Origin of the sequence: Streptomyces sp. XM83C, assembly GCF_023072675.1 — a bacterium.
GTDB lineage: Bacteria > Actinomycetota > Actinomycetes > Streptomycetales > Streptomycetaceae > Streptomyces > Streptomyces thermocoprophilus.
On sequence record NZ_JALLGL010000121.1, the window covers coordinates 1 to 17,593 of the forward strand.

The window sequence follows — 17,593 nt, forward strand, 5'->3', positions numbered from 1 at the left end:
GTGGCCGGCGGGACACGGGGCGGGCGGGCGGTGACGGCCGGCCGGGGACGGTGACGGTCGGGTGATGGCGAGCCGGGGACGGTGACGGTCGGGGGGCATCGACGGCAGGGGAACGCCGAAGGCCCGGCTCCCTGAGGGGAACCGGGCCGTCGGGCGATCCGTGCGCCGGGGCGGATCAGGCCTCCGTGGCCTCCGCCGCCGCCGCGACCTTGCGGGTGCGGCGCGTCTTCGGCTTGGCCTCGGTGGCCTCCGCCGTGCCGTCGGCCGTCTCCGCCGCCTCGGCCGTGGCGGCCGTCTTGCGGGTGCGGCGTGTCTTCGGCTTCGCCTCCGCCGGCTCCTGCGTGGCCTGCGCCGGGATACCGGCAGTGGCCGGCTCGGCAGAGGTGGTCTTGCGGGTGCGGCGGGTCTTCGGCTTGGCCTCGGTCGCTTCGGCGGTGTCCACGGCTGCCTCGGCTGCCTCGGTGGTCGCCGCGGTCTTGCGGGTGCGGCGGGTCTTCGGCTTCGTCTCGGCGGTGTCGGCCGCTGCCTCGGCTGCCGGGGCCGTCTCGGCGGTCGCCGCAGCGGTCTTGCGGGTGCGGCGGGTCTTCGGCTCGGCCTCGGTCGCTTCGGCGGTGTCCACGGTCGCTTCGGCTGCCTCGGTGGTCGCCGCGGTCTTGCGGGTGCGGCGGGTCTTCGGCTTGGCCTCGGTCGCTTCGGCGGTGTCCACGGTCGCTTCGGCTGCCTCGGTGGCTGCCGCGGTCTTGCGGATGCGGCGGGTCTTCGGCTTGGCCTCGGTCGCCTCGGCGGTGTCCACGGCCGTCTCCGCCGCCTCGGCCGTGGCGGCCGTCTTGCGGGTGCGGCGCGTCTTCGGCTTCGCCTCCGCCTCGGCGGCCTCCGCGGTGCCCTCGGCCGTGGCCACGGCCGCCTCGGCGGCGGGCGTCTCCGTCGCAGCCGTCGCCTTGCGCGTACGGCGGCGCGGCGCGGCGGCGGGAGCCTCGGCCGGGGCCTCGGCCTGCGCGGCGGCGGTCTCGGCCTGCGTGGCCTCGGCGGCCTCCGCCGACTTGCGGGTGCGGCGGCGGCGCGGCCTGGCCGGGGCCTCCTGCGTCGCGTCGGCGTCCAGGGCGGAGCCCTCGGAGACGACGACCGCGTCGGCCACGGGCTCCGCCTCGACGACGGCAGCGGTGGTCCCGGTCCGCGCCGGGCCGGCCTCCGCCACCGGCGTCACGGCCGCCTCGGCGGCCTGCGGTGCGGTGACGGACGCCCCGCCGCGGGTACGGCGACGGCGGCGCAGCGTGCGCGGGGCCGCGTCGGACTCGGCAGCGGGCGTCTGCTCGGCCGTCGGCGTCTCGCCGGCCGGCGCCGCGTCGACCGGGGCCCCGCCGCGGGTACGGCGGCGACGGCGCGGCGTACGGGTGCGCTCGCGCTCCTCGCGGCGCGGCTCGGGACGGCCACCGCGGCCACGACCGCCGCGCGCCCCGCGTCCGCCGGGCTCGCCCAGGTCCTCCAGCTCCTCGGCGTCCAGGCCGGCCCGCGTGCGCTCCGAGCGCGGCAGGGTGCCCTTGGTGCCCTCGGGGATGCCGAGGTCGGTGAAGAGGTGCGGGGAGCTGGAGTACGTCTCGACCGGCTCGTGGAAGTCCAGCTCCAGCGCCTTGTTGATCAGCTGCCAGCGCGGGATGTCGTCCCAGTCGACGAGGGTGATCGCCGTACCCTTGGCGCCCGCGCGGCCGGTGCGGCCGACACGGTGCAGGTACGTCTTCTCGTCCTCCGGGGACTGGTAGTTGATGACGTGCGTGACGCCCTCGACGTCGATTCCGCGCGCGGCGACGTCGGTGCAGACGAGGACGTCCACCTTGCCGTTGCGGAAGGCGCGCAGCGCCTGCTCGCGGGCGCCCTGGCCGAGGTCGCCGTGGACCGCGCCGGCGGCGAACCCGCGGCGCTGGAGCTGCTCGGCGACATCCGCGGCCGTACGCTTCGTCCGCGCGAAGATCATCGCCAGTCCGCGGCCCTCGGCCTGGAGGATGCGGGCGACCATCTCCGGCTTGTCCATGTTGTGCGCGCGGTAGACGAACTGCTTGATGTTCGCGACCGTCACGCCCTCGTCGTCCGGCGCGGTGGCACGGATGTGCGTGGGCTTGTTCATGTAGCGGCGGGCGAGACCGATGACCGCGCCCGGCATGGTCGCCGAGAACAGCATGGTCTGCCGCTTGGCCGGCAGCAGATCGATGATCTTCTCGACGTCGGGCAGGAAGCCCAGGTCGAGCATCTCGTCGGCCTCGTCGAGGACGAGGGACTTGATGTGCTTCAGGTTCAGCTTCTTCTGGCCCGCGAGGTCCAGGAGCCGGCCCGGGGTGCCGACGACCACGTCGACGCCCTTCTTCAGGGCCTCGACCTGGGGCTCGTAGGCCCGGCCGCCGTAGATCGCGACCACGCGCACATTGCGGACCTTGCCCGCGGTGAGGAGGTCGTTGGTGACCTGCGTGCACAGTTCGCGGGTGGGGACGACGACCAGCGCCTGCGGCGCGTCGGTGAGGTCGTCGGCGGTGGCGCGGCCCGCCTCCACGTCGGCGGGGACCGTCACGCGCTCCAGGAGCGGAAGACCGAAACCGAGGGTCTTGCCGGTGCCGGTCTTGGCCTGGCCGATGACGTCCGTGCCGGAGAGGGCGACGGGGAGGGTCATCTCCTGGATGGGGAAGGGATTCGTGATGCCGACGGCTTCGAGGGCCTCGGCGGTCTCGGGCAGGATCCCGAGATCTCGGAACGTCGTAGTCAGGGTGCTTCAGCCTCTTCTGTGTGCGCGGTGCGAGGCGAGCGCGGGGGTCTTGGACGGACCGTGCCGGGGACGTCGGCTGCCTTACGGGCGAACCACGGGGGCAAGCCGTATGACACGGGACCTCTTCCGACGCTCTAGCGCTCGTACCGCTGAGGGTGTCCCCCCTCCGGGGGCCGTACGAGCATGTCGTACGGTCGGGGAGGGCTGTCGGGTCGGAGCCGATCGGGCCACCGACCGGGCATCCTCATACGTGCGCCCCGTCGAATACTCGGCAGGCGCATTACCACCATACCCCGGATCGCCGCACATGCGATGGCCGATTCGGTCACGTTGTGGTCGTCACGTCGTCCGGGTGTGTCGTCGCACTGTCGCGGTCACACACCTTGACCAGGGGTTCCCCAGTGCGGCGGGCGGGCTATTGTGCGCTGCATGACGACGTCTGACAAGCCTGACAACGACCCCGACGCGACCCCCGCCGGCGCCACCGGGGTGGCCGCCCAGGACTGGGCCACCGCCTCCGCCGATCCGCACTACCGGGCGGCGGTCGTGGACCTGCTCGGCGCGCTCGCGTACGGCGAGCTGGCGGCGTTCGAGCGGCTCGCCGAGGACGCCAAGCTGGCGCCGACGCTGGAGGACAAGGCCGAGCTGGCGAAGATGGCGTCGGCCGAGTTCCACCACTTCGAGCGGCTGCGGAACCGGCTCACGGAGATCGGCGAGGACCCGACGCCGGCGATGGAGCCGTTCGTGGCCGCGCTGGACGGTTTCCACAAGCAGACGGCGCCCTCGGACTGGCTGGAGGGCCTGGTCAAGGCGTACGTCGGTGACTCGATCGCCAGCGACTTCTACCGTGAGGTCGCCGCCCGCCTGGACTCCGACACCCGTTCGCTGGTGCTGGCCGTGCTCGACGACACCGGTCACGCCGGTTTCGCCGTGGACCGGGTGCGCGCCGCGATCGACGCCGACCCGCGTGTCGGTGGCCGGCTCGCGCTGTGGGCGCGGCGGCTGATGGGTGAGGCCCTGTCGCAGTCGCAGCGCGTGGTCGCCGACCGGGACGCCCTGTCGACGATGCTGGTCGGCGGGGTCGCCGACGGCTTCGACCTGGCCGAGGTCGGCAAGATGTTCTCCCGCATCACCGAGGCCCACACCAAGCGCATGGCGGCCCTCGGGCTCGCCGCCTGACAGCGCCGGAGCGCGCTCCCTCACCCGCCCGGGGCCCGCTCCGCGTCCGGCCCCCGGGCGGGGGTGTCCGGCTCCGGGGCAGGGGCAGGCGGTCGGACGGGCTCGGGCCCGGCGGCTTGCGGGCTCTGCCGGTAGGCGGGTGTGCGTCCCGTCGGGGAGGGTCCGTCCCCGCCGGGACGGTCGTCCGGTCTCGTGGGGCGTGCGGGGTCGTCCCGTGCCGCAGGGGTCGCGGAAGGCGGCTCGGGCGGTGGCGTACCGGAGTCGTCGGATGGGTGCTCGCCGGGTCCGCTCGGGATCACGCCGTCGCCGAGCGGCGGCGGAGTCTTCCCGAGGGGCGCAGCAGCAGGGACAGGGACGCGGCGGAGACGACCGCCGCGCCGGCCAGGCTCAGGAACGGGACGCCGGTGCCGAGTGCGCTGTGGGTGACGAACGCGCCGAAGAGGGCGCCCGCGGCGCCGGTCGTGAACACCAGGGGCCGGGTGGGCAGCCGGTGCGCCAGCCGGTGCAGGGCCGCCCAGGCGAGGAGGAGACCGAGCACAGCGGAGCCGAGCGCTTCCAAGATCATGTCGGGTCCCTCCCACACGGCCGGACGGGACGCCGACGCGGCACCCCGGTCGTAGCCCGTCATACCCCTGACCTGCGGAATGCAATCCTCGGCTGTGGACGACTCGTGCGCCGTCCGTGAAGGAACCACACAGAAGGGCCCGGTGGTGTCGCCCCTGGGTGACACCACCGGGCCCTTCGTCGTCCGTCCGCGTCGGTCCGCGCCCTCACAGGCGCGGGTGCCCGATCACAGCGCGCCGAAGCCCACCTTCCGCGGGGCCGGCTCGCCGAGCTCCACGTACGCCAGGCGGTCGGCCGGGACCAGGACCTTGCGGCCGTGTTCGTCCACGAGGCTCAGCAGTGCCGACTTGCCGGCCAGCGCCTCGGACACCGCCCGCTCGACCTCCTCGGCGGTCTGACCGCTCTCCAGAACGATCTCGCGGGGCGCGTGCTGCACGCCGATCTTGACCTCCACGGCTATGTCCCTCCGACGGTCAGTGAGTGCGCGACCTTCCGCGCCGTACCCAGCACACATTAGCCCGGTGAGGGGACGTGCACGCTCCGCGCCAGCACGCCAGGAGCGAACAGCGGACGGGAACAGAACACCCCGCCCGCCCCGGCGGCGCTCAGTGGGACTGCTGCTGCTCGTTCCCGTGCAGCGGGAAGCCCGCGATGCCGCGCCAGGCCAGCGACGCCAGCAGCTGCACCGCCTGGTCGCGGGGGACACTGCGGTCGCTGTGCAGCCAGGAACGCGCCACCACCTGCGCCAGACCGCCCAGGCCGGACGCCAGCAGCATCGACTCGGCGCGGGAGAGCCCGGTGTCCTCGGCGATGACGTCGCAGATCGCCTCGGCGCACTCGTTGGTGACCTTGTCGACGCGCTCGCGCACCGCGGGCTCGTTCGTCAGATCCGACTCGAACACCAGACGGAACGCGCCGCCGTCGTCCTCCACGTACGCGAAGTAGGCGTCCATGGTCGCGCGGACACGCTGCTTGTTGTCGGTCGTCGACGCGAGCGCGTTGCGCACGGACTGGATCAGAGCCTCGCAGTGCTGGTCCAGCAGAGCGAGGTAGAGGTCGAGCTTGCCCGGGAAGTGCTGGTAGAGCACCGGCTTGCTGACGCCGGCGCGCTCGGCGATGTCGTCCATCGCGGCGGCGTGGTAGCCCTGCGCCACGAAGACTTCCTGGGCGGCGCCCAGCAGCTGGTTCCGGCGGGCACGGCGCGGCAGGCGCGTACCTCGCGGGCGTGCCGCCTCTGTCTGCTCGATGGCTGTCACGCCGCCTCCCAAAGTCGTCCACATGCGGTGTGCGCCGCGCCGCCATCGTACTTTTGGGTAACCCGGCTGCGCGCGGTGCGAGCGCAGAATTTCACGGACCGGACGGTGACGAAAGTCGCGTGAAGTGTTTGAAAACGGGGCCAAGCGGGCAAACGAAAGCCTCTTTCCTGCTCAGCAGTCCTTCACCGGCCCTTCACCGGCGACCGTCGGCACCACCGCGCCGTGGCCGGGCCGGCCGGGCAATCCTGGCAGCGGCGACGGAGATCGCGGGCCGCGGGTGCTAGCGATAGTCGTCCTCGTCGAGCGAGACCACGCGCGCCTGTTCGACCAGGTCCGCCTCGTTCGCCTGCGCCGGGTCCACGCGGTCGAGCGGATCGTCGCGGTCCGGCGCGACGTCCGCCAGCTGCTCCGCGGCGTCGTTCTCCGGAGCCTCGACGTCGACCTCGGGGCGCTCGCGGTCCTCCAGCTCCTCGAAGGTCTCCGGGTCGGTGGGGTCAACGGCCATGGGTGGGCTCCCTTCCTACGAACGTCCCTGAAGCAGGGGTCACACGCGGGTGCCCTTTCAATGAGCGTAGGAGACACCCGATACCGACGCCATGCCGTACGACGGCGTCCCTGGAGGGGCGACGATCCGGCCGCCGGGAGGGTTCCCGGATCCGTGCCGAGTCCCCTGTTCGGGTGCCTTGCGAACCTCCGCGCGCCCACGAGTCGAACCTTCGTGCGCCCTCGGTGCCGCCTCCGCCCACGCGTGTGACGGCGAACACATGAACCAGTGCGTGATCGTCTCGTAACATTGCCGCATGTCTTCGACCGAGCTGCCGTCCGTGCCGCCCACCGATCTCGCGCCGAAGGCGGCACCCGTTCGGGTCGCGGAGGGCGAACGGCTCACCTCGGTCGGACTGCCGGGCCTCACCCTGACCGTACGGTCCAGGCGCCCCGCACGCGAGGGACTCCCGCCCGCGCTGTACGTGCACGGACTCGCCGGTTCCTCCCAGAACTGGTCCTCCCTCATGGCCGAGCTGGACGACGCCGTCGACAGCGAGGCGCTCGACCTGCCCGGCTTCGGCGACTCCCCGCCTCCGGACGACGGCGACTACTCGATCACCGGGCACGCGCGTGCCGTGATCCGCTACCTGGACGCCTCCGGACGCGCCCCCGTGCACCTCTTCGGCAACTCCCTCGGCGGCGCCGTGTGCACGCGCGTGGCCGCGCTCCGGCCCGATCTGGTGCGCACCCTCACCCTCGTCTCGCCCGCCCTGCCGGAGCTGCGCATCCAGCGCACCGCCGTGCCCACAGGGCTGCTCGGCGTGCCCGGTGTGGCAGCCCTGTTCGCCCGGCTCACCAGGCAGTGGACGCCCGAGCAGCGCGTCCGCGGCTCCATGGCGCTCTGTTACGGCGACCCGTCCCGGATCACGCCGGAAGCGTTCAGGTACGCGGTGGAAGAACTCGAGCGGCGGATGCAACTGCCGTATTTCTGGGACGCGATGGTGCGTTCCGCGCGCGGAGTCGTGAACGCCTACACTCTCGGCGGGCAGCACGGTCTGTGGCGACAGGCAGAGCGCGTGCTCGCCCCGACGCTGCTCGTCTACGGCGGCCGGGACAAGCTCGTCGGCTTCCGTATGGCCGGGCGGGCCGCCCGCGCCTTCCGGGACAGCCGGCTGCTGGCCCTGCCGGATGCCGGGCACGTCGCGATGATGGAGTACCCGGAGACGGTCGCCACGGCCTTCCGGGAGCTGCTGGCGGACACCACCGCCTCCGGCGCGGACCGCGTGGAAGGCGTGTCCGGGGCCGCCGAGTCCGTGACCCAGGGGAGCTGAGACACGACGTGGGACGCCACAGCAGGCGTGGGCCCGCTCCGAAGAGCGCGCCGGGAGGCAGTGACGCGGGGGCGGCCCGGACGCCGGCATCCCCGCCGCCCACCGAGCCGACGGCGCCCGGGACCGGTACGCGTCGCGGGGCGCCCGTACCGCCGGCCCGCACCCCCGGAGCGGCCACCGGCGGGGCGCCCGGCCCGTACGGGTACGGCGCACCGGGTCACGCCACCGGCCAGTGGCAGCCACAGCACCACTTCACCGACGGCACGCCGGCGCACGGCGTGCCGCGGGCTTCCGGGGGCTTCCCCGGAGGAGCCCCGGCGCAGGACGCGCCCCGCGCACAGGGGCGGGGCTTTTCTGAGGGGGCGCCGGCGCAGGGTGTGCCGCGGTTCCCCGACGGGACGCCGGCGCAGGGTGTGCCGCGGTTCCCCGAGGGGACGCCGGCGCGCGGTGTGCCTCGGGTTCCCGGTGGGGGTTTCCCCGAGGGGGCGCCCGCGCAGGGTGTGCCCCGGTTCCCCGACGGCACCCCGGCGCACGGTGTGCCCAGGCTGCCCGACGGGACACCCGCGCGCGGGGTCCCGCGTGTGCCGGGCGGGCCGTCGGCGCCCGGTGGCCCCCAGGTGCGCGGCGGGCATCCCGAGCAGTACGAGAACGGCGGCGGCTGGGGCGAGCTGAGGCCGGAGGGCGCAGGCGCCGCCGGTACCCGTCCCGCGCGCGGGCCCGGACTGCCCCGGCAGCGGCAGGCGCCGCCGGAGGCGTTCCATCCGCAGAGCCAGGGCCCGCGCCAGGAGTACCTCGACGCCTTCGAGGCCGACGCCGCCGATGACGTCTTCGCTCCGCCGCGCACCCGGCAGTCCGCCCCCGGCAGGGAGCCGTACGACACCGGTCGGAGCGCCTTCCCCGCCGGTCCCGCGGGCCCCGCCGGCCCTCGCGATCCCGACGCGGACGACGCGCCGCCGACCGGCGAGCCCGCCCCCGCCCGGGGCGGCAAGGGCCGTACCTTCACCGGCATCGCCGCCGCCGCGGTCACCACTGTGCTCGCGGTTGTCGTCGCCGGGCAGGTCTCCGGCGCCCAGGACGAGGCCGCGCGCTCCTCCGCCGCCACCGACCAGGCGCGGGACGCTCGCGACACCGCCTCCCGTGACGACAGCCGGCCCAGCCCGTCCGCGACCCCCGGCCGGCCGGTGACGCTGACGTACGACCAGAAGATGGCCCGTACGTACCCGCTGAGCGCCGACCTGAAGGGTTCCGGCCGCTTCACGACCGTGCCGGGCACGGACAAGGCGCCCGGCAAGGGGCAGAAGTACACCTACCGTGTCGACGTCGAGCAGGGCCTCGGCCTCGACGGCGCGCTGTTCGCGGAGGCCGTGCAGAAGACCCTCAACGACGAACGCAGCTGGGCGCACGGCGGCAAGCTCACCTTCGAGCGCGTCGACTCGGGCGACCCCGACTTCGTCATCACGCTCGCCAGCCCCGGCACGACCGCCGTGTGGTGCGCCAAGTCCGGCCTGGACACCACCGAGGACAACGTCTCCTGCGACTCCGCCTCGACCGAGCGCGTCATGATCAACGCCTACCGGTGGGCTCAGGGTTCCCCGACCTTCGGCGACCGGATCTACGCGTACCGGCAGATGCTGATCAACCATGAGGTCGGTCACCGGCTCGGCCACGGTCATGTCACCTGCGACAGGAACGGCGAGCCGGCGCCCGTCATGCAGCAGCAGACGAAGTTCCTCGACCACGACGGGATCCACTGCCTGCCCAACGCCTGGCCCTACCCCGAGAAGTGACGGCATGACAGCTCCGGGTGCGGTTCCGGAGCCGGGCCCCGGACCTGCCCGGAGCCGTGTGATCTCCGTCTCCCCGGCTCGTACGGGCCGGCCCGGAGCCACTCAGGGGCTTCTCGATGGTTTTGACATGCACGGAAAAGTCGACCATATTGCTGCGCATGTCCCGTCACGTCACCACCCGCGCCGCCATCGAACTGGCGCTCATCGGCGTGACCGCGCTCTGCGTGGCCGACATCCACTGTTGCTGACGCCCGCCCCGCGGCGCGCGTCGCTTTCCTCCTCTCCGTGAGGCTCCACGAGCCCCCGTCCTGAGACGAGTTCGCCGTGACCCCGGTCACGGCCCTTTCCGACGACCATGCGCCGGGGCAGACGTCCGCCCACACAAGTCTCACCATGCGTCCGTCCGTCTCGCGATCCGAGAAACGGATGCTTCCAACCGAGAGGTCGTCCTTCCCATGCGTCATCCGTCCGTCATCGCGCGCCGCGTGGCCGCGGCATCCGTCAGCCTGGTCCTGGCCGCGGGCGCCGCCGCCTGCGGCCCGGAGGACAACGATGCCGAGGGCGGCGGCGCCGACTCCGCGCCGCACAAGGGCGGTACCCTCACCGTCCTCAACTCCTCGCCGCAGCAGGACTTCGACCCCGCCCGTCTCTACACCTCCGGCGGCGGCAACATCCCCTCCCTCGTCTTCCGCACCCTCACCACCCGCAACCGCGAGAACGGCGAAGCCGGCGCCCAGGTCGTGCCGGACCTCGCCACCGACACCGGGCGCCCGAACAAGGACGCCACCGTCTGGACGTACACCCTCAAGGAAGGGCTGAAGTACGAGGACGGCACCCCGATCACCTCGGCCGACATCAAGTACGGCATCGAGCGCTCCTTCGCCCCCGAGCTGTCCGGCGGTGCGCCCTACCTGCGGGACTGGCTCGTCGGCGCCGCCGACTACCAGGGGCCGTACAAGGACAAGAACGGCCTCGACGCGATCGAGACGCCCGACGAGCGGACCATCGTCTTCCATCTGAACAAGCCGGAGGGCGAGTTCCCCTATCTCGCCACGCAGACGCAGTTCGCGCCGGTCCCGAAGAGCAAGGACACCGGCACCAAGTACGAGGAGCACCCGGTCTCCTCCGGCCCGTACAAGGTCGTCTCCAACGAGAACGACGGCGAGCACCTCGTCCTGGAGCGCAACCCGCACTGGTCCGCGTCGACGGACGCCGAACGCAAGGCCTACCCCGACCGGATCGACGTGCGCTCCGGCCTCGACCCCGCCGTCATCAACCAGCGGCTGTCCGCCTCCCAGGGCACCGACGCCGCCGCCGTCACCACCGACACCAACCTCGGCCCGGCCGAACTCGCCAAGGTCACCGGCGACAAGGAACTCGCCGCACGCGTCGGCACCGGCCACTTCGGCTACACCGACTACCTGGCGTTCAACCCGAAGGTGAAGCCGTTCGACGACATCCGCGTACGGCAGGCGATCGCCTACGCCATCGACCGGTCCTCCGTCGTCAACGCGGCCGGCGGCAGCGCCCTCGCCGAGCCCGCCACCACCTTCCTGCCGAACCAGAAGTCCTTCGGCTACACCCCGTACGACCCCTACCCCGCCGGTGAGAGCGGCGACCCGGCCAAGGCGCGGCAGCTGCTGAAGGAGGCCGGACACGGCAACGGGCTCACCATCACCCTGACCCACTCCAACAACAAGGACTTCGAGACCAGCCCCGAGATAGCCACCGCGATCCAGGACGCGCTGAAGAAGGCCGGCATCACCGTCCGGCTGAGGGGGCTGGAGGACAACCAGTACAGCGACACCATCCACGACGTGAAGTCCGAGCCGGGCCTCTTCCTCGCCCACTGGGGTGCCGACTGGCCCTCCGGCGGTCCCTTCCTCGCTCCGATCTTCGACGGCCGGCAGATCGTCAAGGACGGCGCGAACTTCAACAGCGCCCAGCTCAACGACAAGACGGTCAATGCCGAGATTGACGCGATCAACAAGTTGACCGATCTTGACGCGGCCGCGAAGCGCTGGGGCGCGCTGGACCAGAAGATCGGCGAGAAGGCCCTCGTCGTGCCGCTGTTCCACCCGGTCTACAAGCGTCTGTACGGCAAGGACGTGAAGAACATCGTGATCAGCGACTGGACGGGCGTCCTCGACGTGTCGCAGGTCGCGGTCAAGTAGTCGAGGGTCCGGTCAAGCAATCATGAGCGAGACCCTCACGGCCTCCGGCACCGCCGGGACGGACCCCACCGTCCCGGCGGTGCCGGGGGCACGCCGGTTCTGGCGGCGGCTGCGCGAGCAGCGCGCCGCCCTCGTCGCGGCCGTCGTCGTCGCGCTGCTCGTCCTGGTCGCGCTCGCCGCGCCGCTGCTCACCGCCCTGGAGGGCCAGGACCCCACCACCTACCACCCCACCCTGGTCGACTCCGCGCGCGGCGGCGTGCCCGTCGGACCGCTCGGCGGCATCAGCGGCGACCACTGGCTGGGCCTGGAGCCGCAGACCGGCCGGGACCTGTTCGCCCGCCTCGTGTACGGTGCCCGCGTCTCCCTCGGCGTCGCCCTGACCGCGACCCTGCTGCAGACGTCCCTCGGCGTGCTGATGGGCGTCGCCGCGGCGCTCGGCAACCGATGGGTTGATCAAGTGTTGAGCAGATTGACGGACATCATCGTCGCCCTGCCCCTGATGATCATGGCGTTGGCCCTGCTCGCTGTCGTCCCGTCGGGCTTCCCCCGCCCCCTGCTGGTCACGCTCGTCCTCGGGCTCATCGGGTGGGGCAACATCGCGAAGATCTCCCGCGCCCAGACCCTCGCCCTGAAGAACCTCGACCATGTCTCCGCGGCCCGGCTCAGCGGCTGGAACACGTGGCACATCGCCCGGCGCGAACTGCTGCCCGGCCTCGCCGCCCCCGTCCTCACCTACGCGGCCCTGCTCGTCCCCATGAACATCTCCGCCGAGGCTGCCCTGTCGTTCCTCGGCGTCGGCGTGAAACCGCCCACCCCGTCCTGGGGGCAGATGCTCACCGCCGCGAACGTCTGGTACCAGGCGGCCCCGCAGTACCTGCTGCTGCCCGCCGGCGCCCTCTTCGTCACCGTGCTCGCCATGACCGTCCTCGGCGACGGCGTCCGCACCGCCCTCGACCCGCGCGCGGCCTCCCGCCTGCGCGTCGGCACCACACGCGAGGGAGGCTCCGCATGAGCGGCTTCGCCGGGTTCGTCACCCGCCGTCTCCTCGCCACCGTCGTCACCCTGCTCGCCGTCTCGGTGATCGTCTACGTCGTCTTCTACGTCACCCCGGGCGACGTCGCCCAGATCACCTGCGGCCCGCGCTGCTCGCCCGAACAGGTCCGCCAGGTCGCCGGGCAACTCCACCTCGACGACCCCCTGTACGTCCGCTACTGGCACTTCCTCCAGGGCCTCGTCGCCGGCCAGGACTACTCGACCGGCACCTCCGTCGCCCACTGCCCGGCGCCCTGCCTCGGGCTGTCGTACCAGAGCGACCAGCAGGTCACCGACCTGATCCTCACCAAACTGCCCGTCAGTCTCTCCCTGGTGCTCGGCGCCATGGTGCTGTGGCTGATCCTCGGCGTCGGCACCGGTGTGCTCTCCGCGTGGCGGCGCGGCCGGCTCTCCGAGCGCGTCCTGACCGCGATCACCCTCGCCGGAACGGCCACCCCCGTCTTCGTCATCGGCCTCGTCCTGATGATCGTCGTCTGCGGGGAGCTGGAACTGCTGCCGTTCCCGCAGTACGTCGCCTTCACCGACGACCCCGAGCAGTGGGCGTGGAACCTGCTCCTGCCCTGGCTGTCGCTGGCCCTCATCGAGGCCGCCGCCTTCGCCCGGCTGACCCGCGCCGCGATGCTGGAGACGCTTGCCGAGGACCACATCCGCACCTTCCGCGCGTACGGCGTCTCCGAGCGTGCCGTCATCGGACGGCACGCCCTGCGCGGCGCCCTCGCCCCGGTGATCGCCCTCAACGCCAACAACGTCGGCTCCGCCGTCGGCGGCGCGGTCCTCACCGAGACGCTGTTCGGGCTGCCCGGCATCGGCCAGGAACTCGTCCACGCCGTTCGGGTGGTCGACCTGCCCGTCGTCGTCGGCATGGTGCTGGTCATCGGGTTCTTCGTGGTCCTCGCCAACGCCGTCGCGGACGTCCTGTACGCGGTGGCCGACCGACGGGTGGTGCTCGTATGACCGGGAGTGTTCGCGGGACGGGCGGAGTGCCCGGGGCAGAGAGGGTTTCCGGGACGGACGGAGTTCCCGGGCCGGACGCTGTTCCTGGAGCGCGGCGAGTTCCCGGGACGGAGAGAGCCGCCGGGGCGGAGACAGCTGCCGAGGTGGAGACGGCTTCCGACGTGGAGAGTGCTGTTGTGACCGGAGGAGTGCGCCCGCGCCGGGAGGCCGGTGCGGCCGACAGGGATTCAGGGGACCTCGCCAACCCCGGGAGCCTCGTGGAAGTCGCCGGGCTCGGCGTCGAGTTCGGCGACGTGCGGGCCGTGGACGACGTGTCGTTCCGGCTCGCCCCCGGCGCCGCTCTCGCCCTCGTCGGAGAGTCCGGCTCCGGCAAGTCCACCGCCGCCTCCACCCTGCTCGGCCTGCACCGGGGCACCGGGGCGCGGGTGACGGGCACGGTCCGGGTGGCCGGCGTGGACGTACAGCGCGCCTCGGAGGAGGAACTGCGGCGGCTGCGCGGCGCCAAGGCCGCCATGGTCTTCCAGGACCCGCTGTCGTCCCTCGACCCGTACTACGCCGTCGGCGACCAGATCGCCGAGGTGTACCGCGTCCACGCGCGCGTGTCCCGGCGCGCCGCACGCGCGCGTGCCGTGGAGGTGCTGGACCGCGTGGGCATCCCCGACGCGGTACGGCGTTCCCGGTCCCGGCCGCACGAGTTCAGCGGCGGCATGCGCCAGCGGGCCCTGATCGCCATGGCCCTCGCCTGCGGACCCGAACTGCTGATCGCCGACGAGCCGACCACCGCCCTCGACGTGACCGTGCAGGCCCAGATCCTGGACCTGCTGCACACCCTGCGCGCGGAGACCGGCATGGGCCTGCTGCTGGTCACCCACGACGTCGGCGTCGCCGCCGAGAGCGTGGACGACGTGCTCGTCGTGCGCGGCGGGCGCATCGTCGAAGAAGGCCCGGTCACCCGGGTGCTGAGCGCACCGCGCGAACCGTACACGCGGCGGCTGCTGAGCGCCGTCCCGCGCGTGGACGCCGCCCACCCCGCGGCCCCCGCCGGCGGGACGGAGGGCACCGGGAGGCGGGACGTCGTGCTGGAGGCGCGTGGACTGCGCCGCGAGTTCGGGCGCGGGAAACAGGCCGTCACGGCCGTGGACGACGTCTCCGTGACCGTACGGCGCGGTGAGACGCTCGGCATCGTCGGCGAGAGCGGCAGCGGCAAGACCACCCTCGGCCGGATGCTCGTCGGACTGCTGCGACCCACCGCCGGCGAGATCCTCCTCGAAGGACGCGCGCACCGCGGAGTGGACCCGGCCGTCCAGATGGTGTTCCAGGATCCCGTCTCCTCCCTCAACCCCCGCCGCAGCGTGGGCGAGGCCATCGCCGACCCGCTGCGCGCCCGGGGCGAGAAGGACGACAAGGCCGTCCACGTGCGCGTGACGGAACTGCTGGAGCGCGTCGGGCTCGACGCGGCCCACCACGACCGCTACCCGCACGAGTTCAGCGGCGGCCAGCGCCAGCGCGTCGGCATCGCGCGGGCGCTCGCGGCCGACCCGCGCGTCATCGTCTGCGACGAGCCCGTCTCGGCACTCGACGTCACCACGCAGGCGCAGGTCGTCGCCCTGCTCGGCGAACTGCAACGCGAACTCGGCCTCGCGCTCGTCTTCGTCGCGCACGACCTCGCCGTGGTCCGGCAGGTCAGCGACCGGGTCGCCGTCATGCGGCGCGGACGGATCGTCGAGGAGGGCCCCGCCGACCAGGTGTACGAATCGCCCCGCGACCCGTACACCCGGCAGCTCCTGGCCGCCGTACCGTCGCTCGACCCGCACACCGCCGCCGAACGCCGCGCGGCCCGCCGTGCCCTGACGGCCGCGTGACGGGCGTCGCACAGGCGGCTCCGTCGGGTCCGGTGGGGTCGGCGGCCGGAGCGCCGGGCACAGCGAGGCCGGGTGAGGGGCATTGCGCCGGACGGGGGACGGCCCCGGCTGACGGGCCGCCGTACCGCCGTCCGAGGCGCCCCACGACGGCACACGCGTGTGAAGTGACGTTTCTCGGCCCCGTGATCTCTTAGCGCGACCGAACGCGACCCGCACGGGAAAGTTACGGCCGTTCACCCCTTCTGGTGGCGCGACGGACAACCGTCCGTCGCGCCACCACCATGTCCGCATACGTTCGTCCCGCTGCGAGCCGCCGGACCAACGGCGGCTCCCCATACGGGAGATCGGGGGTGCACTGGTGCGCATCGGACTGCTTACGGAGGGTGGCTATCCGTATGTGAGCGGTGACGCGACGCTGTGGTGCGACCGGCTCGTGCGCGGGCTCGGGCAGCACGAGTTCGACCTCTACGCGCTCAGCCGCAGCGAGCAGCAGGAGGACGAGGGCTGGGTGCCGCTGCCGCCCAACGTCAGCAGGGTGCGGACCGCCCCGCTGTGGTCGGGGGAGTGCGACGCGCCGGCACTCGGCCGCCGCGCACGCCGGCGGTTCACCGAGCACTACGGCGAACTCGCGCGCGCCCTGTGCGCGGGCACCGAGGGCGTACGGGACGCGGACGGCGCGGACGAGGCGCACACCACCGAGGCGGACCGTTTCAGCACCGCGCTGTACGGCCTCGCCGAACTCGCCAGGGACGAGGGCGGACTGGGCGGCGCACTCCGCTCCGAGGGTGCGGTGCACGCCCTGGAACGCGCCTGCCGCGCCCCGGGCGCCCTCCGCGCGGCGCGCGAGGCCCGCGTACCGGATCTGCTCACCGTCGCCACCCACCTCGAACGCGCCCTGCGCCCCCTCTGCCTCGACTGGTACGAGGAGGACGGACTCGGCGCCGTCGACGTGTGCCATGCCGCATCCGGCGGCACCGCGGCCCTCCCCGGGCTGCTCGCCGGCCACTTCTTCGGCGTACCCCTCGTCGTCACCGAGTACGGCGTACGGCTGCGCACCCACTACCTGACCACCGGCGCCGCGACGGCCGCCCCCGCCGTGCGCGCCCTGCTCGCCGCCTTCCAGAGCAGGCTCGCCGCCGAGGTGTACCGCGGCGCCGCCTGCGTCACCCCCGGCAACGCCCACGCCCGCCGCTGGCAGGAACGGTGCGGAGCCGACCGCGCCAAGATCCGCACCGTCTACCCCGGCATGGACGCCGCCCGCTTCGCGGAGGTCGGCGAGTCATCCGACTGCGGCGACCCCGACACGCTGGTGTGGGTGGGCCGCGTGGAACCGGCCAAGGACCTGGTGTCGCTGCTGCACGCCTTCGCCGAGGTCCGCAAGGAGGAGCCCAAGGCGCGTCTGCGGATCGTCGGTGCCGCCTCGGGTGCCGAGGGCGAGGCCTACCTCGGCCACTGCCGTGCCCTCGCCGCCCAGCTGTTCCCCGACGAGGCCGACGGGCTGCACGCCGTCGGCGACAACCCCGTCTCCTTCGAGGAGATCGGCGGCCCCGAACTGCCCACCCTCGCCGACGCCTACGGCAGCGGCGCGGTGACCGTCCTGTCCAGCGTCGTCGAGGGCTTCCCCGTCGGCCTGGTCGAGGCCATGCTGTGCGCCCGCGCGACCGTCTCCACCGACGTCGGCGCCGTGGTCGAGGTCATCGGCGGCACCGGGCTCGTCGTACCGCCGCGCAACCCCCGGGCGCTCGCCGAGGCGTGCGTGACGCTGCTGCGCGACCCCGAGCGCCGCACACGCCTGGGTGCCGCGGCACGCGCGCGTGCGCTGGAACTGTTCACCGTCGAGCAGAACATCGCGGCATTTCACGGCATTTACCTGGAACTGGTCTCCCGCTGCCCGGTCAACCGGGTCGTCGTCGACGACACCGGCGAACCGCTGCCGTTCGGTGTTCCCGCCGAGGCCCACGTACCCGGCCGCTGGGCCGGCCCCGACGCCCCCACGGCACCGCCCGGCGACCCCGCCTGGGCGCCCGGACCACCGGTCCGCGCCGAGCCGGCCCAGGAGGCGGTCCGATGAGCGGCCTCGACGAACTGGACCGCGGCACCACCCCCGCCGCGCCGCGCCCCTCCGAGCCGAGTGAGGAGCCGGTCCGCCGCGCGCCGGGCACCTTCCGGGTGAGGGTGGGGGCGGCGGACCGGCGCCG

The 17,593-nt window shown here is 73.3% G+C and carries 14 protein-coding genes; 9 read left to right on the plus strand and 5 right to left on the minus strand.

Features of this window, described 5'->3' with window-relative positions:
* Nucleotides 1–175: 175 nt before the first annotated feature.
* Nucleotides 176–2,656, minus strand: coding sequence for a DEAD/DEAH box helicase (locus MTQ10_RS15665; protein WP_308404573.1), 2,481 nt, complete (start codon nucleotides 2,654–2,656; stop codon nucleotides 176–178).
* A 522-nt stretch (nucleotides 2,657–3,178) separates the two neighbouring features.
* On the opposite strand from MTQ10_RS15665, the gene MTQ10_RS15670 reads away from it, so the two are divergent.
* Nucleotides 3,179–3,928 (plus strand): ferritin-like fold-containing protein, encoded by a 750-nt coding sequence (locus MTQ10_RS15670; RefSeq protein ID WP_247468112.1) that lies wholly within the window; start codon nucleotides 3,179–3,181, stop codon nucleotides 3,926–3,928.
* A gap of 295 nt (nucleotides 3,929–4,223) precedes the next feature.
* Here the strand turns inward: MTQ10_RS15670 and MTQ10_RS15675 are convergent, their stop codons facing one another.
* The 4 genes from MTQ10_RS15675 to MTQ10_RS15690 all read right to left on the minus strand — a co-directional run bounded on the left by MTQ10_RS15675 (nucleotide 4,224) and on the right by MTQ10_RS15690 (nucleotide 6,253).
* Complete coding sequence (locus MTQ10_RS15675; protein ID WP_247468115.1) at nucleotides 4,224–4,493, minus strand: hypothetical protein; 270 nt, start codon at nucleotides 4,491–4,493, stop codon at nucleotides 4,224–4,226.
* A 225-nt stretch (nucleotides 4,494–4,718) separates the two neighbouring features.
* The gene (locus MTQ10_RS15680; RefSeq protein ID WP_247468118.1) at nucleotides 4,719–4,946 is read right to left on the minus strand and encodes a DUF3107 domain-containing protein; all 228 of its coding nucleotides are present in this window, start codon (nucleotides 4,944–4,946) and stop codon (nucleotides 4,719–4,721) included.
* Nucleotides 4,947–5,097: 151 nt separating this feature from the next.
* Nucleotides 5,098–5,748, minus strand: coding sequence for a TetR/AcrR family transcriptional regulator (locus tag MTQ10_RS15685; protein ID WP_247468136.1), 651 nt, complete (start codon nucleotides 5,746–5,748; stop codon nucleotides 5,098–5,100).
* A gap of 280 nt (nucleotides 5,749–6,028) precedes the next feature.
* Nucleotides 6,029–6,253 (minus strand): hypothetical protein, encoded by a 225-nt coding sequence (locus MTQ10_RS15690; protein WP_247468139.1) that lies wholly within the window; start codon nucleotides 6,251–6,253, stop codon nucleotides 6,029–6,031.
* A gap of 295 nt (nucleotides 6,254–6,548) precedes the next feature.
* Here MTQ10_RS15690 and MTQ10_RS15695 point away from each other — a divergent pair, with 295 nt between their 5' ends.
* From MTQ10_RS15695 to MTQ10_RS15725, 8 genes are all read left to right on the plus strand, one after another.
* Nucleotides 6,549–7,565, plus strand: coding sequence for an alpha/beta fold hydrolase (locus MTQ10_RS15695; protein ID WP_247468142.1), 1,017 nt, complete (start codon nucleotides 6,549–6,551; stop codon nucleotides 7,563–7,565).
* 8 nt (nucleotides 7,566–7,573) lie between these two features.
* Nucleotides 7,574–9,352: a DUF3152 domain-containing protein gene (locus MTQ10_RS15700; protein WP_374117614.1), complete on the plus strand. Its 1,779-nt coding sequence runs from the start codon at nucleotides 7,574–7,576 to the stop codon at nucleotides 9,350–9,352.
* A gap of 158 nt (nucleotides 9,353–9,510) precedes the next feature.
* Entirely contained in the window at nucleotides 9,511–9,600 is a 90-nt protein-coding gene (locus tag MTQ10_RS31670) for an Ms4533A family Cys-rich leader peptide (RefSeq protein ID WP_356757882.1), read from the plus strand.
* A 207-nt stretch (nucleotides 9,601–9,807) separates the two neighbouring features.
* Nucleotides 9,808–11,526, plus strand: a complete 1,719-nt coding sequence (locus tag MTQ10_RS15705; RefSeq protein WP_247468148.1) for an ABC transporter substrate-binding protein — start codon at nucleotides 9,808–9,810, stop codon at nucleotides 11,524–11,526.
* A gap of 22 nt (nucleotides 11,527–11,548) precedes the next feature.
* The gene (locus tag MTQ10_RS15710; RefSeq protein ID WP_247468150.1) at nucleotides 11,549–12,538 is read left to right on the plus strand and encodes an ABC transporter permease; all 990 of its coding nucleotides are present in this window, start codon (nucleotides 11,549–11,551) and stop codon (nucleotides 12,536–12,538) included.
* Nucleotides 12,535–13,533 (plus strand): ABC transporter permease, encoded by a 999-nt coding sequence (locus tag MTQ10_RS15715; RefSeq protein ID WP_247468153.1) that lies wholly within the window; start codon nucleotides 12,535–12,537, stop codon nucleotides 13,531–13,533. The genes MTQ10_RS15710 and MTQ10_RS15715 overlap by 4 nt, the downstream gene beginning before the upstream one ends.
* Nucleotides 13,534–13,790: 257 nt before the next feature.
* Nucleotides 13,791–15,395, plus strand: a complete 1,605-nt coding sequence (locus MTQ10_RS15720) for a dipeptide ABC transporter ATP-binding protein (RefSeq protein ID WP_247468156.1) — start codon at nucleotides 13,791–13,793, stop codon at nucleotides 15,393–15,395.
* Between the two features lie 358 nt (nucleotides 15,396–15,753).
* Nucleotides 15,754–17,466, plus strand: a complete 1,713-nt coding sequence (locus MTQ10_RS15725) for a DUF3492 domain-containing protein (protein WP_247468158.1) — start codon at nucleotides 15,754–15,756, stop codon at nucleotides 17,464–17,466.
* Nucleotides 17,467–17,593: the final 127 nt, after the last annotated feature.

Coding starts and splice junctions, on each gene's coding strand:
- MTQ10_RS15690 (WP_247468139.1), bottom strand. CDS start 6,253: ATGGCCGTTGACCCCACCGACCCGGAGACCTTCGAGGAGCTGGAGGAC.
- MTQ10_RS15695 (WP_247468142.1), top strand. CDS start 6,549: ATGTCTTCGACCGAGCTGCCGTCCGTGCCGCCCACCGATCTCGCGCCG.
- MTQ10_RS15670 (WP_247468112.1), top strand. CDS start 3,179: ATGACGACGTCTGACAAGCCTGACAACGACCCCGACGCGACCCCCGCC.
- MTQ10_RS15715 (WP_247468153.1), top strand. CDS start 12,535: ATGAGCGGCTTCGCCGGGTTCGTCACCCGCCGTCTCCTCGCCACCGTC.
- MTQ10_RS15710 (WP_247468150.1), top strand. CDS start 11,549: ATGAGCGAGACCCTCACGGCCTCCGGCACCGCCGGGACGGACCCCACC.
- MTQ10_RS15675 (WP_247468115.1), bottom strand. CDS start 4,493: ATGATCTTGGAAGCGCTCGGCTCCGCTGTGCTCGGTCTCCTCCTCGCC.
- MTQ10_RS15705 (WP_247468148.1), top strand. CDS start 9,808: ATGCGTCATCCGTCCGTCATCGCGCGCCGCGTGGCCGCGGCATCCGTC.
- MTQ10_RS31670 (WP_356757882.1), top strand. CDS start 9,511: ATGTCCCGTCACGTCACCACCCGCGCCGCCATCGAACTGGCGCTCATC.
- MTQ10_RS15665 (WP_308404573.1), bottom strand. CDS start 2,656: ATGACCCTCCCCGTCGCCCTCTCCGGCACGGACGTCATCGGCCAGGCC.